We start from the raw sequence: 14087 nt of genomic DNA, 5'->3' as shown, positions 1-14087 counted from the left end.
GTTCCCTCCTTACCAGTAGGCGGAGCGCCATCGGAGAGCGATCGAGGCGCGGGAGTCGGCGGCGCCGGGCGCCGAGCGGAACAGGAGCGAGGTCGCGCCGGGTGCGAGGACGAACAGGTTCTCGGGCAGGCTGCGGCCGGTCGCGGTGTAGAGCCGCGCCGCGGTCGCGTTCAGCGTGACCGTGCCTGCGGCGGTATCGACGATCAGTGTGTCGTCGGCGGCGAGGTCGATGTCGTACTCGATCACCTCGCCCGTTCGCACGTTGGTCAGGGACGGGAGAGAGACCGGGCCCCGAATCACGATCACAGGGTGCGCGGGGGCGTCGCCGTCGTTGACGGCGAGCAGCGCGCCCGTGCTTCCCGGGGTGCCGAATTCGAGCGGATAGGTCAGCCGCTCCGGCCCCGGGCTCACCTGCCAGTCGAGGCCCGGTTCGGCGATGGGCAGTCCTGTCTCGGTCTGCCGTTCGGCGAGGCTGTAGCGGCGCGGGTCGCTCGCCTCGAACATCAGCGCCGCCCCCTGCACGACGCCGACCGCGTACCCGCCAACGCCGACGGGGATCGAGCGGCGTAGGCAGCGGGCGAAGCAGAGCAGGGGCGGCTCGTCGTCGAGCATCACGACGAGCGGCTGCTCGTCGTCGCGCAGGGCGGTCGCCGCGCGCAGCGTGCGCACGGCGGCGCCCATCCGACGGGGCTCGGTCCGGATCACCATGTCGTCGAGGGCGATCGTCCGTGGCTGTGCGAGCAGTCGGCCGGGGTAGGCGCCGTGGGCGTCGGACCGGTTGACGGTGCCCGAGTCGAGGCCGGGAGAGTCTTCCCACCCGGTGAGGGTCCGCCACCGGTAGGCGGTGTGGGGGCCGAGCAGCAGCTCGTCGCCGAACTGAATGTGTCCGGCAACGGCGACGCGATCACCCGCGGCCACCGGTCACCCCCTCCCCTTGGCGTGCCACGCGAGGGCCGCCGCGGTCTGGTCCGCGGTCGCCGTGCCGGCGTGCCAGTTCTCGATGTGGACTGCCGGACCGCCCCAACCCCCGCCCGCACTAGCGCCGTTGGCGGGAGCGCCTGCGGTGGCGAACTGCGGACCGGCGGGAACCGAGACGAGGCTGCGCATGGTGCGGTCGATCGCGGGGGCGCCGGCCTTGATTCCCTCGACGATTCCCGCGGGAATGAACTTGCCGATCTTGTCTCGCATGAGGCGCGACGGAGAATGAATTCCGAGCGCCTTTGCAATCGGCCCCGGAATCAAATTCTTAGCCCAAGACGTGAGGGTTGAACGCAGCCAACTCCCCATGGCCTTGATGCCGTTCCAAAGTCCAATGATCAGATCGCGGCCCTTGTCGTACAGCATCGAGCCGAAATTGCCGAAGTAACCTGCGATCATTCCGGGCAAACCGCGGACCCAATCGAGCATTTCACCGGCCTTGCGCACGGTGCCCGACTTGATTGAATCCCAATGCTTGATAATGAGGCCGACGAGCGTCCAGTTAAGGAAGAAGTCGACGATCCGACCCGGAATCCCGCGGACCCAATCCACGGTTGCATTCCATGCGGATATGGTCCCACTTTTGATGGAATCCCAGTGTTTGATGATCAGTCCGACGAGTGTCCAGTTAAGGAAGAAATCGAGGATCGCCTGACCAACCCACTTGAGCTTTCCCCACACCCAATCCCAAGCGGCGGACGTCGCCGAAACGATCGTGTCCCAGTTGGCGACGACGAGCGCGACGATGCCGACCACGGCGGCGATGATCAGCCCGACAGGGCCCATCGCCAGCAGCCACGCAGCCGCCATGCGGGCACCCTGAATCATGGACTGAGTGCCCATGAGAATCCAGGCGCCAACAACGCGCAGCGCGGCGGCGCCGGCGCTCACGCCCTGCGACACCCAACCCGCCAACATCATGGCGTTGACCAGCACAAACCGTCCTGCAGCGGCTACGCCGGCCGCGGTCTGAGTGGCCCATCCGGTGACGACCGCCGTCGTCGTCGTCCACGCAGTGACGCCGAGCGCGACGAGCGTCGGCAGCATCAGAACCGCAATCACGCCGGCGGCGATCGAGAGCGCCGTCGAGTGCTCGGAGATCCACCCGACGGACGCGCGGAACGCACCGCCGAGCCCTCCCGCGCCGAGCCAATCAGCAGCCTTCTCAATGACGGGGATCGCGTAGTTTCCGAGAACACCGACGAGCTTCTGCTCTATCCCACTCTTGAACGCTTCGAGCTTGGTCGCAGCATTGTCGTGGAGAGCTTTACCGGCCGCGTCGGTGGCGCCCTTAACGTCGCCGAGCGCCTTTACCGCGCTTGACGGATCGAGCGAGTAAATCGCTTTCTGCATGTCCTCGGCCTTTGTGCCGAAAAGGCCGAGTGCGATCTCGCTCTGTTTTGCGGGATCCTTGACGCTGCGCAGCTTGTCGAGGATTTGATCCAGCGCCTTTGCTGCCTCGGGTCCACCCTTCTGAAAGACCTTTTGCATCTTCTCGGCAGAAAACCCGAGATCCTCATAGGCGCCCGCCGTCGCCTCGCTCATTCCCTGTGCCATCAAGGTGAATTCCTTGAGGCTGTCCGCGACGACGTCGGCGTCTCGTGCGCCACCCTTGAGACCCTGCTGCAAGAGGCCCATCGACGTTTGAGCGTCGAGGCCGAGCTGCCGGAACTCGGTCGGGTATTCCGCGAACGTGTCGAGCAGGTCCTCGGCGACGTCGACACCGTTCTGCGTGCCCTTCACGAGCACGTCTAGAGCCTCCTGCGCCGAGTTGGCAAGCCCCGTTTTCATCATCGTGCCGACGGCACGACTCACCTTGGACACGTCCTCGCCCATGACCGAGGCGGCGCTCGCGACCTGCGTCGCAAGCTGCTTGACCTGCCCTTGCGTAGCGTCCGGCGGAAGAAGTCCACCCCGCGCGATGCCCTTGATGATCTCGGCGCCGTCGGCGACCGAATCGACGATCGCCGAGGCGTAGAGGTCACCCGCGACCTTTCCGTATGTCTTGGCTACTGGACCGGTTGCGCCGAGCTGTGCCTGCAACAGGCCCGGCACTTTCGCTTGTTCGAGGGCCTGCCCGAGTCCAGCCATGAGGGCCCCGCCGATCGCGGTCCCGATTGCGGCGGCGGCGAAACCTTTCAGCGCGGCCCCCATGCCCGATGACGCACGTTCGGCGCCGTCGGCCGCGCCCTCGGCGAGACCGTCGCCGAGGTTGTCGCCGGCCTGTTCCCCTGCTCGGTCTGCGGCGGCGGCGATCTGATCGCCGCCCGACTGCACCGCGGCGCGGGCGCGCGCCATTCCGGCATCTGCGCCCGAGTCGTCGATCGTGATTGTGGCGGCGAGCTCGCCCACCATGAGGGCCACGGGTGGTCACCTCCTGGGGGTCGCACCTCCCCTTGGGGAGAAGTCGGGGGGAGGGGTGAGCACCCGTGCGAGGCGAGACTCGGCCGAGAGCAGAGCGAGAATGCGTACGCGCAGCCATCGCCAGGAACGAGCCCGTAGCAGCCTGGGGTCGCCTACGTCGATGCCGTAGACCTCGTGCAGATCAGCCTCGACGAGCGGCCACTCGGCGAGGATCGCGGCCCAAGTCAGTGACGCTTGCGGCCCTTCTTGCCCGCGCCGCGGGTGGGCGCCGGGCGGGTACTCGTACCACTCGTAGAGCCCCGAGACGGGGTCGAGCTCGCCGCACCCGACTGGCTGCGGCGGGCCGCCCGATTCGGGGCCAGTCGAGAAGGGTCGCCGGCCGCGGTCCAATAGCGCTCGGCCGCGGCCTTGTCCTGCGCAATCCACACCATGGCGGTGATCGCCGCGTGCTTGAGCGTCGGCCACTTCACGCCGTCGGCGATCATCTCGTCGTGGGCGGGCCCGAGGACGTCGCGGTACAGGTCGCGCTCGGCGGCGTCGCCGAGCACCTGCTCGTCGGCGCGCCCACCGTCCGCGGCGACCGCAGCGGCATGGATGAGCGCTTGCGTCCGCAGACCGATCTCGGCCGACGGCGCGGGCACGATATAGCGGCGGCCGGCGACAGGCAGCTCGATCGACTCGTCGAGCAGTTCGCCGAGTTCCTCGAACGCCACTAGCTGTCACCCCCCGTCTTGGCGGCGACGGTTCCCCCGCCGGCCACGGGGTTGGTGATCTCGGCGAGCGGACCGCTACCGGTCAGCGTGACCTTGATCGTGTCGACCTCGTCGGGGCCGCCCCCGTCCGGCTCCCACGTCACCAGGGCGAGGCCCTGCTGCGCGTCGTCGGCCCCGGTGCGGTCGTAGTAGCGGACGCTCACGTACGACTTCGCTCCGAAGCTGCGGGATGCCTTCCGCAGTGCCTCTTGGGCGGCGTTGAACTTGCCGGTGACCGGGTGGGCGCGGTGGGCGATCGTGGTCTCGATCGACCACGCAAGCATGGTCACGGCCTGCTCGCTCCATCCGTCGGCATCGTAGGTCGTCACCTCCTGCTGAGTGGGTTCAATCTTCGGCGTGAACTCGGTGACCCCGGGCACAAGGACCCAATTCGGGGTGCCGGGCGTCGTGCCCATGTCCAGCTCAAGCCTGTACCTGCGGGCGAGCGCGGTTACGGTCTCGGCCGGGGGCGTCGGGGTACCCAAAGGGGGCGCCTCCTTATTCGAGGTGGGGGTGCGCCCGGTGGGCGCGAACGTGGAAGTTGGCGGAGCGCTCCCAACGGCCCGAGGCGTCGGCTCCGATCGGGGCGGCCGAGACGCGAAAGACGAGCTGCGCCCGGACCGAGCCGAGTAGGTGCGGGCCGCTGCCGTGCAGCACCTCGTGCACGTGGTCGTCGAGGGCGTCGACCTCGCGGGGGTCGGCCCCCGCGCGGGTGCGCGCCTGCACGCCGGTCGTGGTGTCGGTGAGCACGGGGGAGTCGGTGACCGGGTAGGCGGCGAGGCAGATCACGCGGTCGGGGACGGGGGGAAGTGCGGCGATGGTGATCGCGGTCTCGTCCGCGGCGTACACCCCATCGGGGCGGTAGATGCCGACGCCGGCGGCGTGCAGCAGGCGGGCGAGACCGTCGAGCAGGTCGACGGTGTAAGTCATCGCAGCGCGCGCCGGATCTGCGCGGCGATCACTGCCTGTACGTCGCCGGCGACCTCGGGCAGAACTGCCTCGACGTACTTCGCGGAGCGGCCGGGGGAGTGCCGCGCGGTCATGTCCTCATGGACCCTTGCGGCGTATGGGGTGTCGTAGCTGACGGCGGCCGTCATGGTGGCCTCGTCGACCGAGGTCGCGCCGGATCGTTCGAGGGTGCCCTCGGCGATCGGCACACGTTGCCGGGTCGCTTGCAGGGTGAGTTCGCCGGCGAGGTTCAGCCCTCGCAGGAGACCCGAGCGGATTGCGGTGGTGGCGGCGTCGCCATTCCAGCGCAGGCGGGCGCGGCTCACTCGGTCATCACCTCCGAGCAGGCGGGGACCGGTAGGCCCGGGGCGGTGTGGTGGGTGATCGAGAGCGCCGTCGTGATCCGCCCGTCGGGCAGGGTGACCCGTGATTCGGGCGGACAGTCGAGGCCGGGCGCGGTGATGATCTGCGCGCTACTGGTGACCTCGCGCCCGTCCGGGGCGCGCACCATGCGGGCGGATGGGGAGACGAGCGCGGGCACGTCGGGAATGGGTGCGCCGTAGCGCGGCCCGTACGCGCCGTCGCCGAGGTACGGCTCGATCGTGATGAGGTGGCGCAGCAGCACCTCGGGAACGCGGGTCACCATCCGATCACCCGTCCCGGGGTCAATCCCGCGCGGCGCAGCGCCCGGTCGGCGCGTGGGGCGAGCTCGACGCCGGCCGCCGCGGTGCGCGAGCTGCGCCCCGACAGGCTCACGGGACCGATGCTGACCGAGTCCCACTGTCCGCCGGCACCGGTCCCGTCGTCGCCGCCGGCGAGCCAGAACTCGACCTGCGCACAAGTGGCGTTGCTAAGAGCGGTGCGCACTTCGAGGTCGAGGGGGTCGCCGTCCTTGTCCACGGGATAGATCGCGGTGAGCAGGGCACTGTCGACGTCCTCGCCGGCCCGTGCGAGGAGTCGCTCGGCGTCCGCGGGGGCCGGGCGCCCGGTCCATGCGGCGAGCTGCTCGGGAGTCGCGTAGGGGCTCCGCACTGGCTACCCCTCCTTGTCGGGTTTGCGGCGAGACGATGAACGCCCCGCGGCCGGTGGCTGCGGGGCGTCCTGGTCGGGCTCGGTCTCGGGTGTGGGGTCGTCGTCGGGGTGTTCGTGGTAGCGGCGCAGCAGCACGTCGGTGCCCTCCTTTCCTGATCAGGTGGCGGCGAGGGTGCCGACGCACACGCCCCGGTCGTCGAGCCTCTTCACGGCGTAGTGCACGTTCGTCGTGATCACGGTCGTGCGCTTGAGGATGTCGCGGTCGGTCTCGACGAGCGGGCGCCTCTTGTAGAGGGCGCCGAGACTGTTGTTCTTCAGGACAAGAAACTTGCCCGCGGTGATCCGGTTCGTGATGAACACGGGCAGTCCGGCGATGGCGCCGATCTGGCCGGTGCGTACTGGGGTGTCGCCGCCCAGCTTGGACGCGTCGATGAACTGCGGGTCGGCGAACGCCTCGGCCTGCTGCGCCGAGTTGAGGAACAAACCGGCAAACTCCGCCGGTTCCCACTCGTCGCCGAACTGCGCGAGCGCGGGCACGACGGCGTCGGCCCACGTGAACCGGGTCTTCCCCGCGGCGGTGGTGAACTGGAACGGCTTACCCCCGCCCTGCGCGGTCTCGTCCGCCTGCGCCTGCGAGATCAAGGCGGCGTCGACCTTGCGCGCGGCAAGGATGCCGAACTGTCGCTGCGCCTCGCCCCGGGCGTCACCGAGGCCGGTAAGCAGAGCCTTGTCGGTAATCTCGACAGCCTTACCCGCTTCCGCGATGACTGCCTCGCTGTGCGACTGCTTCATGACGCTGGTCGTCATGGCGGTGCCCTCGGTGAGGTCGTCGAGCTCGCCGAGCGCGGCCCACTTCGGGAAGTTGATCCGGTCGCCAGGCTGACCGGTGAGGGTGTCGTCGGTGACGACGGCGCCGCTCGCCATGACGCGAACGGTGCCGGTGAATCGGGCCTGTGCCATGTCGGCCCAGACCTCGGGAATGATGAGATCAGCGGCGGTGGTGTTGGGCACGCGGACACTCCTTGATTACTGAGTTCCGGCGAGACGCCGGTACGTATCGGGGTCGGTCTGGAAAAGGGCGGCGCGGTCGGCGTAACCCATGGCGGCGAACTGCTGGCCGGTGACTCCGCCGCTCGGTGCACCGGAGAACTCGGCGCCGCCCCGGGGCGGCCCTGCGGGTGCGGCGCGGTAGAGATCAGGGTCGGCCGTGACTGCCGCGGTGATCGCGGCCGCGAGCTTGCTCTCGAACTCGGCCGCGATCGGGTCGAGGTCGGCGACCGAGGCGAGGAAGCTGCGGGAATTCAGCAGGCGGTCGCCGCGCGCGCCCGCGTCGGCCGCGGCACGGGCGACGGCGAGCTCGACGCGCGCCGACCGCAGCTCGGCGGCATGGTCGGCGAGCAGCCGGTCGCGCTCGGCAACCGCGGCGGCGAGTGCGACCGGGTCCTGCTCGGCCTCGCCCCCGTTGGGATTGAGCGCGCGGGTTACCGCGTCGAGGGCGGCGCGCAGCTCGTCACGCTCGGCCGCAGTCTGCTCGGCTCGGGTCGTTGCCTCGGCGAGCTGCTGCTCGGCGGCCGGCGGTCCGGCGGTCGGCGCGGCGGGGTCGGCGTTCGGCGCGCCGGCGGGGTCTGCGGCGGGCGGCGTACCGCCCTCGCCGCCCTCGCCAGAGCCGCCCTTGATGGGCCAGATCGGGCGGCCGTCGCGACGGAAACCGAGGGCACTCTCGCCCGTACGGGGATGGGTGGGCAGGGCGCCGTCGAGGGTGTTCTCGGGCATGGTGGGTCGGCCCTCCGGGGCTCGTGCGGGCATGAAAAAAAGGCCGCCGAATCGGCGGCCCTAGATAGGGGTGAGAGCGACTACGACGGGTCGGGCGGTGCGAGCTGCTGCTCGGCGGCGACGTAGCCGCGCACCCATGCGGAGCGCAGCAGCGGCTCGTCGCCGCGGTGCGGGCAGTCGGTCGCCGGGCGGCCGGCGACCGCGGCGGCGGCGCCGGCCTCGCGGGCGCGCACGGCGTCCTCGCGGAACCCCATGATCACCCCCCCCTCCTAGAACTTGTTGCGTTGGGTCTCACGGGCTGCGCGAGCGGTCTCGCCGGCGCTGCTCCGGACGCCGGTCACCTGCTCGGTGAACTCGGCGAGCGTGACGCGGGGTGAGACCTCTTCCCAGAAGCGGATCAGGTCCTCGCTCGCTCTTGCGTAGGCGACGTGGGCGGGGCCGCTGAACAGAGAGAACGGGTCGACGCCGGCGGCGCGCGCCTTGCGGTTCAGCATGAACCCGTTGGTGTAGTCCTCGGCGGCGAGCACCTGCACATAGACGTGTTCGCGGTACATCTCGCGAATCTCTTCACGGCTGTACGCGTCACGAGCTGCGCGCGCTTCGAGTTCCCGCTCGTACGCCCACCGTTCGGCGGCCGACATGTGCTCGGTCCCGTCGGGGCCCCTTTCAAGGTCGCGTCCGTAGGCGCCCCACTCGTCGGGGTCAGCCGGCGCCGGGTCGTCGAGGTGCACGGGCTGCATGGCCTCGTCGAGCGCTGCCCGGGTGGCAAGGGTGTCGGCGACCCGTGCGCCCGCGGGGGCGGCCGGCGGCGGGGCGGGGTACCGGCGGTCGATCTCGGCGGCGATGCGGGCGGCATCCTCCGGAGAGGCGTAGCGCACCCCCCACACGAGCAGGTCGTCGCCGAGGGCGGAGAGGTCGCCGGCGAGGCGGCCGGCGGGGAACAGCTCGGCGAGCGCACGGCGGCGGTGGATCTCGGCGCCGATCGCCGCCCGGTCGTCCTCGACGTTGCGGGCGCGGGCGGCGAGGTCGCGCTCGGACATGCCGACGAGGTCGCGGCGGATACCGGGCATGGCGGCGTCAATGTCGCGCCGGTCCATCTCGCCCATGATCCGCAGCATGTCGTTGTCGCCCAGGTGGACGGCGACGGCGGCGAGCTCGTCGTCGCTGAACTCGGCGAGGTTGTCGACGAGCCGGCCCTGCGGCCGGATGCGGTCGAGCAGCACCTGCTCGTCGCGCCGGCCGGCCTCGCCGCGGATGCGGTCGAGGTCGCGCTGATCGAGCACACCGGGCCGGATCGCGGCGCCGAGCTGCTCGTCGGTCATCTCGGGCAGGGTGCTCTCGTCGCCGGAACGGACGCGCGCCGCCTCGATCGCGTCCTGCGGCGGGCGCGGTGTGGTCGAGGGGAGGTTGCCGGCGCCGGGCTGCTCGCGCTCGCGGCGGCGGATGAGTTCGGGGTGCTCGGCGAGGTGCGCGCGCTGCTTGGCCTGCCACTGCCGCACCTTGGCCTCGGCCGCCCGACGGGCCTCGGGGCTCGTCGCCGCGGCCGAACGATTCTTGTACTTCCTGATACCGCGCTCGATCGCACGTTGCCGCTGTGTCGCCTCGTACCCGTCGGGGTCCTCGGACGCCTCGACGGGCGCCCGGGTCACTCCGGGGAAGAATGCCGACAGGCTGTGCCTGCAATTGGGGTGCTGGAATCCGCGTTGCCGCGCCTCGTCGACGCTGCCCGCGATGTGCACCTGCATGGTGCGCCCGTCCTCGACGGCATGCTCGACCTCGACCGTGCGGGCGCCGCCCGGTCCGTCGAGCGACAGCACCTTGCCCTCGAACGGCTTGCAGATCGGGCACTCGTGCGGCGCGTTGCTGACGATCACGAGGTCGAGGCCAGCGGCGCGCAGCTTGTCGCCGTGCGCCTCGACCGCGGCCCTTCCCGTCGCCGTCCGCACTGCCATCTCGGCATAGCTCGTCATCTGCCACGCACGCCCGCCGCGGTCGACGAACGTCCGCAGCCCACGATCGCTGAATCGCTCCATCGCGGATTGTGTGGCCTGCCTGCGGGTGTCGATCCCGAGCAGGGGAGTCGCCGACACCTCGGCGATCACCTGCCGGTACCCGTCCTCGACACCGCGGAGAATCCCGCGGTGTGTGGCCGTGACGAGCTCGACGGTCTCAGCGGCGAGTCGATCGACCGCCCTCGTGTTCGGCGTGGTCTCGGCGATCCGCCGCAGGTCGACATCGTGCAGCGCCCCGAGTTCGGCGAGACCGGACCGGGCGCCGACGGTGTACGCCTCGGCGACGACGTCGAACACTTCCAATTGCACGGCCTCGGCGAGGGCGTCGACGACACCCTGCGCCCCGCGGCGCAGCGCCTGCACGTCCCTGAGTTTGTTCGTCGCCCACCCCGGGGCCTCGAACCCGTCGGCCAACTGGCGGGCCACGATGCCGAGCAACCGCTGCTCGGCGTCCGCGTAGAGGTCGCGGACGCCGGCCGAGAGATCCTCGACCATGCCGGGGTGAATCGGCATCGCACCCCCTCACGCGGTCAGACGAGGGCGCCGGCCTGCATGGGGTCGGGCACAACCTGCCCGGTCTCGGTGAGGATGCGGCCGACCTCGGCCTGCACCGCAGCCTCGTCCCACTCGGGGTGGACCATCCGCACTTTGGTGTCGACGCTCACAGCCTGCGCCTGCTGGAACAGGCTCAAGGTCTGCGCGAGCGTGGCAGCATCCTCGGCGACGGTGTCCCCGAACACGGTCCGCGGACGCTCGGGCGTGATGCCCGGGGTGAACATGCGCTGATCGAGCAACAGCATGACGTGCAGCATGTCGCCGAGGGGCGGCGAGTAGTACCGAGCTTTTTTGCCCCGAGTGGTCATGCTTTGGCGCTCGCGTGCCTTGACCTCGGTCGCGGTCGCGGCGACCTGATCGCCGATGCCGAAGGTCTGCGCGCTGTAGCCGGCGGACCGGATGGCTTGCCGGGTGGCTGCTTCGGCGGTCCTCTCGTGCTCCTCGACCCTGATCGCGAACTGCGACAGGGTGATGCCGCCCTGCTCGGTGGGCGGGATGTTCAGCAGCTGCCAGATTTCCCGGTCGTCGTCGAACGAGGCGCCGCGGCCGGGGCCGTGGTCGCGCAGGTAGGCGTCGGGGATGATCAGGCGGGCGCGCGCGAGGCGGATGTCGCGAATCCAACTCGTCCATGTGGTGTCGAGGGCGTCGAGGAGGTCGTACAGCGGGGCGGCGTAGTCCGAGCGGCCGAAGTCCGATCCGCGGTGCCGGCGGTTGGGTCCGATGTTGCGGACGTAGGCGGCGGTCAACCGGTCGATGCCGGTGTCGATCGACTCGCCGTCGGGGCCGAGTGCCTCGGCGAGCGGGGCGACCGCGGGGTGCTCGGTCAGCGGAATGCGTCGGCCGAGGTTGTCGGTCGTGCCCTGGTAGAGGGCGTGCAGGATGCGCCCGCGCTCGTGCCGTTCGAGGTGGCGGAGCACGGTCGCGCCGTCCGAGGCAAGCTCGTGCCAGAAGGTCACGGCCCGCAGGATGCCGAACGAGAACTCGGGTACCGCACTGTCGGGGTGCACGGTGGTGAGCAGCGGCCGGTCGACGAGCGAGTGATCCCAGGTGATCCGCAGGTACACGCCGCCGAGGGCGGCGGCGACCTCGGCGGATTCGAGCAGGGTGTTCGCGATGCCGTCGGCGTCGGTCAGCTCGTCGAGCCGATCCTGCGTCGGGCGGTCGGGCACGGTGAACGTGGGCGGCTCACTGAACAGCAGGTCGGCGGACGCGGTGGCGATGTCGCCGGCGAGGGGGATGTGCAGGCGGGCATCGCGCTTGCCGGGCGTTGGTGTTCGGCGGCGCGCCCACAGTCGCGAGGTGCCGTCCTTGCGCGTCGGGCTGTTGCCGTAGACGGCGGTCAGCTTCGCGGGGTCGCCCGAGTACCAAGCGTCGTCGACCTTGATCTCGGCGAGGGTGGCGGCGAGGTGCGGCGGGGGCCACGGAACGTTGGCGTCAGGCAGCGGCACAGTCCACCCCCGTCCTGCTCCGAGCGCGCGTGCGGGCGCGGGTGCGCGCGGCCGTCCGGCATGTGCGGCACTTGCGGGTGCCGTTGCCGGCCCGGTAGGTGTTGGCCTCGTCGAACGGGTGGCCGTGGATGCAGGCGGTTTGACGCGCGCGGGCGGCGACGTGCGACTCGCCCCGCAGCACGTTGACTCGCTGCGTGACCGGTTCCAGGTGGGCGGGGTTGACGCACCCGCGGTTACGGCACAGGTGGTCGATCACGAGGCCGGCGGGTATCGGCGCGACGAGGGCCTCGTACGAGGCGCGGTGCGCGTACTGCCGTTCGCCGTCGATGGTGAAGCGGGCGTATCCGTTGGGCATGAGGTAGCCGGTCCACTGCCAGCAGCCGGCCGGGGTGTCGGTGATGCGGGCGAGGAATCGGTCGGTCCAGTCGGCGCGCATGGCGGCCCCCTTGGGCATGGCAGAGCCCCCGCGCCGACCTCGGCGGCGGGGGCCGTGGTCGGGTTGGGTTATGCGGTGTGCGCGAGCAGGGGGCGCCACTCGTGCGCCGTCGAATGGATCACGTAGCGCAGGGCGTCGACGCTGTGATCGTCCTTCTTCACCGGCTTGTCTTCACCGCGGGCGGCGGCCTCTTCTGACCACACGTAGTTGGGTAGTTCGCCGAGCAGCCCCTCGCACGAGCGATGGATGCGCAGCAGGCCGGCGTCGAGGGCGTTCGAGACGCTGCGGATGCCGTCGATCACGTCGTTCACCGCGCGGGTGATGCCGGGGTGTCCGTCGGCCCAAAGCTGAGTGGAGTACGAGGCGGCCGACGGGTCGATGAACGTCCATTCGGGCTGCACGTCCAGCTCGGCGAGCCAGTCGCGGACGGCGCGGCTGTACTGCGCGTCGGTCATCTGGCGGTGTGCGAGGCGGGAGTCGTGGCGCCACTCGCTTACCACGTACAGGCGGTCGTCGTTGCCGAGGCCGAGCAGCAGTGCGGCGAAAGGATTCGCCGTGCCGTAGTCGATGCCGGCCCAGTAGCGGCGCATGGGGGGCAGCTCGTCGACGACGTGCTGCTGCTCGTCGTAGGCGTCGTAGATGGCGCCCTCGGCGACGACCCACTCGCCGAGGATCATGCGCCGGCGCCAAAGGCCGGTGAACTCGGCGGCGAGCGCGGCGACGTACGCCTCGCTCAACGAGGGGTTGTCGGCGAGGCGGAAGTGAAAGGCGGCGAGGTCGAGGTCGCCGGCGCGGTCGAGGTAGTCGGTCCGCAGCCAGTGCCGGGGCGAGTCGGGGTTCGTGGTCCCGATCAGCTTTGCGCCGGGGGCGGAGAGGCGGGCGAGGAGCTGCCGGAAGAACGCGGCGGGCAGCAGCGTGACCTCGTCGCAGTAGGCGAGCGAGGCGGTCATGCCGCGCAGGCGTCCCTCGGCGCGCGCGTCCGAGGCGCCGACGAGGTGAACGACGCGGCCCAGGATCACGGCGGTGGTGGCGCCGCGGGTGTGGTGGACCTCGGCCGCAACGTCGCCGAACAGCGTCGGGTCGGCGAGGACGTCGAGACAGTTCCGCTCGATCGTCTGGAGCGACCGACCGCAGATGACGATCAGGCCCGACGCGGGGGCGCGCCGGATCATGAGCAGGAAGCAGACGAGACTCGCGATCGTCTTTCCCGACCTGACGCTGCCGTGCCAGATGTTGATACGGGCGGTGGCGCCGCGGATCGAGTCGACCTGTTTGGGGGAGAGCGGGGCGAGGGTGGTCACTACACCCCCTCGCGGTCACCTCCGGCCGGGGGCCCGAGCAGGGCGTCGGCGAGGCGGTCGAGCATCGAGCCGCCGCTGCTCCCGTTGCTGCTGTGGCGGGCGAGTTCAGCGACGCGGGCGTGTACCTCGGTGAGGGCGCGGGCGGCGGTGGCGTGGTCGCGGGCATCGCGCGCTGTCTCGGCGCCGGCCGTGCGGGCGACTTGACCGAGGGCGCCGTCGAGGGCCTCGTCGGCGAGCTGCTCGCGGCGGGCGGCGGCGTCGGCTCGTCGGGCCTCGGTCGCGGCGGCAACGCGGGCGCCCCCGGAGAAGGTGAGCCCCTCGGCCTTGGCGATCTTGCTTACGGTCGCGGCGCTGCGCCCGGTGAGTCGGGCGATCTGGTTGCGGCTCTTGCCCTCGGAGTGGAGGCGGCGCACCTGCTCGCGGTCGCGTTCGCGGATCGGCTCGGGCACGTGTTCACCTCCCGGGCGGACATGAGTACGCCCCGCCGC

16 protein-coding genes are annotated in these 14087 nt (G+C 70.7%); all 16 read right to left on the bottom strand.

Annotated elements, in window-relative coordinates; translation table 11 throughout:
• Positions 1 to 9 precede the first annotated feature (9 nt).
• Positions 10 to 918 carry a phage distal tail protein gene (locus ABT123_RS28560; protein ID WP_351319832.1) on the bottom strand — a complete coding sequence of 303 codons (909 nt, stop codon included), beginning with the start codon at positions 916 to 918 and terminating at the stop codon, positions 10 to 12.
• Between the two features lie 3 nt (positions 919 to 921).
• The gene (locus tag ABT123_RS28555; RefSeq protein WP_351319895.1) at positions 922 to 3333 is read right to left on the bottom strand and encodes a phage tail tape measure protein; all 2412 of its coding nucleotides are present in this window, start codon (positions 3331 to 3333) and stop codon (positions 922 to 924) included.
• Positions 3334 to 3566: 233 nt separating this feature from the next.
• On the bottom strand, positions 3567 to 4055 hold the full coding sequence (locus ABT123_RS28550; RefSeq protein WP_351319830.1) for a DUF7426 family protein: 489 nt from the start codon (positions 4053 to 4055) through the stop codon (positions 3567 to 3569).
• Positions 4055 to 4579, bottom strand: coding sequence for a phage tail tube protein (locus ABT123_RS28545; protein ID WP_502971081.1), 525 nt, complete (start codon positions 4577 to 4579; stop codon positions 4055 to 4057). Before ABT123_RS28545 ends, ABT123_RS28550 begins: the two co-directional genes overlap by 1 nt.
• A gap of 13 nt (positions 4580 to 4592) precedes the next feature.
• Positions 4593 to 5024: a minor capsid protein gene (locus tag ABT123_RS28540; RefSeq protein WP_351319826.1), complete on the bottom strand. Its 432-nt coding sequence runs from the start codon at positions 5022 to 5024 to the stop codon at positions 4593 to 4595.
• The gene (locus ABT123_RS28535) at positions 5021 to 5368 is read right to left on the bottom strand and encodes a hypothetical protein (RefSeq protein ID WP_351319824.1); all 348 of its coding nucleotides are present in this window, start codon (positions 5366 to 5368) and stop codon (positions 5021 to 5023) included. The genes ABT123_RS28540 and ABT123_RS28535 overlap by 4 nt, the downstream gene beginning before the upstream one ends.
• On the bottom strand, positions 5365 to 5688 hold the full coding sequence (locus ABT123_RS28530; RefSeq protein ID WP_351319822.1) for a hypothetical protein: 324 nt from the start codon (positions 5686 to 5688) through the stop codon (positions 5365 to 5367). The genes ABT123_RS28535 and ABT123_RS28530 overlap by 4 nt, the downstream gene beginning before the upstream one ends.
• Positions 5682 to 6074 (bottom strand): hypothetical protein, encoded by a 393-nt coding sequence (locus tag ABT123_RS28525; protein WP_351319820.1) that lies wholly within the window; start codon positions 6072 to 6074, stop codon positions 5682 to 5684. The genes ABT123_RS28530 and ABT123_RS28525 overlap by 7 nt, the downstream gene beginning before the upstream one ends.
• Positions 6075 to 6230: 156 nt before the next feature.
• Positions 6231 to 7085, bottom strand: coding sequence for a phage major capsid protein (locus ABT123_RS28520; protein ID WP_351319818.1), 855 nt, complete (start codon positions 7083 to 7085; stop codon positions 6231 to 6233).
• 15 nt (positions 7086 to 7100) lie between these two features.
• Positions 7101 to 7847, bottom strand: coding sequence for a hypothetical protein (locus ABT123_RS28515; RefSeq protein ID WP_351319816.1), 747 nt, complete (start codon positions 7845 to 7847; stop codon positions 7101 to 7103).
• 80 nt (positions 7848 to 7927) lie between these two features.
• The gene (locus ABT123_RS28510; protein WP_351319893.1) at positions 7928 to 8101 is read right to left on the bottom strand and encodes an Rmf/CrpP fold protein; all 174 of its coding nucleotides are present in this window, start codon (positions 8099 to 8101) and stop codon (positions 7928 to 7930) included.
• A gap of 15 nt (positions 8102 to 8116) precedes the next feature.
• Entirely contained in the window at positions 8117 to 10372 is a 2256-nt protein-coding gene (locus tag ABT123_RS28505) for a phage minor capsid protein (RefSeq protein ID WP_351319814.1), read from the bottom strand.
• A gap of 17 nt (positions 10373 to 10389) precedes the next feature.
• Entirely contained in the window at positions 10390 to 11862 is a 1473-nt protein-coding gene (locus ABT123_RS28500; protein ID WP_351319812.1) for a phage portal protein, read from the bottom strand.
• Positions 11849 to 12298, bottom strand: coding sequence for an HNH endonuclease signature motif containing protein (locus ABT123_RS28495; RefSeq protein ID WP_351319810.1), 450 nt, complete (start codon positions 12296 to 12298; stop codon positions 11849 to 11851). Before ABT123_RS28495 ends, ABT123_RS28500 begins: the two co-directional genes overlap by 14 nt.
• Before the next feature lie 68 nt (positions 12299 to 12366).
• On the bottom strand, positions 12367 to 13599 hold the full coding sequence (locus tag ABT123_RS28490; protein ID WP_351319808.1) for a PBSX family phage terminase large subunit: 1233 nt from the start codon (positions 13597 to 13599) through the stop codon (positions 12367 to 12369).
• Positions 13599 to 14048 carry a helix-turn-helix domain-containing protein gene (locus tag ABT123_RS28485; protein ID WP_051762326.1) on the bottom strand — a complete coding sequence of 150 codons (450 nt, stop codon included), beginning with the start codon at positions 14046 to 14048 and terminating at the stop codon, positions 13599 to 13601. Before ABT123_RS28485 ends, ABT123_RS28490 begins: the two co-directional genes overlap by 1 nt.
• Between the last annotated feature and the right edge of the window lie 39 nt (positions 14049 to 14087).

The sequence above is a fragment of the Streptomyces sp. NPDC002054 genome (assembly GCF_040296685.1).
GTDB lineage: Bacteria > Actinomycetota > Actinomycetes > Streptomycetales > Streptomycetaceae > Streptomyces.
The sequence above is the reverse complement of the archived record's forward strand: the minus strand, read 5'-3'. Positions and strand labels throughout refer to the sequence as shown.

Excerpts from the sequence above, each read along its gene's own strand:
- ABT123_RS28515 (WP_351319816.1), bottom strand. The coding sequence starts at position 7,847 with ATGCCCGAGAACACCCTCGACGGCGCCCTGCCCACCCATCCCCGTACG.
- ABT123_RS28510 (WP_351319893.1), bottom strand. The coding sequence starts at position 8,101 with ATGGGGTTCCGCGAGGACGCCGTGCGCGCCCGCGAGGCCGGCGCCGCC.
- ABT123_RS28555 (WP_351319895.1), bottom strand. The coding sequence starts at position 3,333 with ATGGTGGGCGAGCTCGCCGCCACAATCACGATCGACGACTCGGGCGCA.
- ABT123_RS28505 (WP_351319814.1), bottom strand. The coding sequence starts at position 10,372 with ATGCCGATTCACCCCGGCATGGTCGAGGATCTCTCGGCCGGCGTCCGC.
- ABT123_RS28530 (WP_351319822.1), bottom strand. The coding sequence starts at position 5,688 with ATGGTGACCCGCGTTCCCGAGGTGCTGCTGCGCCACCTCATCACGATC.
- ABT123_RS28540 (WP_351319826.1), bottom strand. The coding sequence starts at position 5,024 with ATGACTTACACCGTCGACCTGCTCGACGGTCTCGCCCGCCTGCTGCAC.
- ABT123_RS28495 (WP_351319810.1), bottom strand. The coding sequence starts at position 12,298 with ATGCGCGCCGACTGGACCGACCGATTCCTCGCCCGCATCACCGACACC.